This is a genomic window from Candidatus Infernicultor aquiphilus (genome assembly GCF_002784285.1).
GTDB classification, from domain to species: domain Bacteria; phylum Atribacterota; class Phoenicimicrobiia; order Phoenicimicrobiales; family Phoenicimicrobiaceae; genus Infernicultor; species Infernicultor aquiphilus.
Genome location: NZ_PFKO01000185.1, coordinates 1 through 279, shown reverse-complemented (window position 1 = coordinate 279; position 279 = coordinate 1).

Below are 279 nucleotides of genomic sequence, written 5' to 3'. Positions count from 1 at the left end.
AGTAGTTTTTCTTGTTTTTGCCGCAGTTTTGGTGATTGTGCTGGCTTCGCTATTTATCGGTCTGCCAATCGTGCTTGGGCGCATTTTCGGCATTTTCTGGAAGAAAAAAGCGTGACTGCCCAAATGTTCATTTCTTAGCTTCAGGCGGCTTTGGCTTGCTGGGGTCTATCCCAAGCTGTTTGTAAAGAGTGTTGATATCAATTGGGAAATCAAGCCCAAGTATTTTGTGTATAAACAGGAAAATTTTCACTGCGCGCTTCGGGTCAATCTGGCTCCTGG